Raw genomic sequence first — 1,388 nt, 5'->3', positions numbered from 1 at the left:
CCGGATGAGGTGGATGGCTCCCGCTCACGGCATCTAAGTGCCAAGATGGGTTTGCTGTCATGCAACCCGAGAAGGAGCCACCCGCCATGGAGATTAGCACGATCGGCCTCGATTTGGCCAAGAACGTTTTTCAGGTTCACGGTATCAGCGCAACCGGTGATGTCGTCATTCGCAAGGCGCTGCGGCGATCGCAGATGCTGCCGTTCTTCGAGAAGCTGCCACCCTGCCTGGTAGGCGCCGAGGCCTGCGGGACGTCGCATCACTGGGCGCGCGAATTGACCAGGCTGGGTCATGAGGTGCGGCTGATGCCACCGGCTTACGTAAAGCCTTATGTGAAGCGCGGTAAGAACGATGCCGCCGACGCTGAAGCGATCTGCGAAGCGGTCACACGTCAAACTATGCGGTTCGTGCCCATCAAGTCGCGCGAGCAGCAGGCGGCGTTGTCGCTGCACCGCGTGCGCCAGCTGTTGATCAAACAGCGCACGCAGCTGGTCAACATGATGCGCAGCGTCCTCGCCGAGCTGGGTATTGCCATCCCGGTCGGAATCGTGAATGCATTGCAGATGGCACGGGAGATCGTCGACGGGGAGTCCCAGCTCGACTTGCCAGCCGAAGCGGCGAACGTTGTCGAAACGCTCGCAGGGCAACTGCTCCAGCTTCACGCGCAGTTGCGCAGGCTTGATCTGCGGCTCGCCGCTTTGCAGCGGAGCGACGAGCGGGCCCGGCGTCTGGCGACGATCCCTGGTATCGGGCCGATCGGCGCGACCGCACTCGCCGCGTCGGTGACCGATCCAAGCCAGTTCTCGTCAGGGCGCCAATTCGCCGCCTGGCTAGGGCTGACCCCGCGACAGAGTTCGAGTGGCGGCAAGGAACGCTTGGGGCGCATTACCAAGATGGGCGACCGATATCTGCGGCAGCTCCTGGTTGTCGGCGCAACCGCGCTCGTCCGATACGCCAAGCAGAAACCCAGCACGGTCGATCCGCGCTTTGTCGCTCTGCTCGCCAGAAAGCCCGCGCGCGTTGCCTCAGTCGCCATCGCTAACAAGATGGCGCGGATCGCATGGGCGGTCATGGCGCGCGGCGGTGTCTTCGAACGCGGGCATGCGCCTATGCTGGCGGCAGCATAGATCAGGAGCTTGGCTGAGGAGATCAGCTTTACGAGGTTGTGAGAGCGAAGGATGTGATGGCAAAACCGGTCGGACCGGGAGCAAGGACAACCCAAGGACTGTCATAGGCGTCATAGCCTGCAAACCCGATCGGACCTTGTTCGCGAACCCCATCAGGGCCAGCAGTCTACACCGACTGCATCAACAGGCCGGACAGACGACTGCACCCGACGGAACGTCAGATCATCACTTTATGCTTGCAACGCGGGAGCCATCCACAGA

At 62.4% G+C, this 1,388-nt stretch carries 1 protein-coding gene; it reads left to right on the top strand.

Annotated features, from left to right (window positions below):
• Nucleotides 1–86 precede the first annotated feature (86 nt).
• The gene (locus ACODSR_RS20680; protein ID WP_489078401.1) at nucleotides 87–1,127 is read left to right on the top strand and encodes an IS110 family RNA-guided transposase; all 1,041 of its coding nucleotides are present in this window, start codon (nucleotides 87–89) and stop codon (nucleotides 1,125–1,127) included.
• Nucleotides 1,128–1,388: the final 261 nt, after the last annotated feature.

The sequence above is a fragment of the Sphingobium sp. FG125 genome (assembly GCF_057809795.1).
This window is presented reverse-complemented; position numbering and strand designations above follow the sequence as displayed.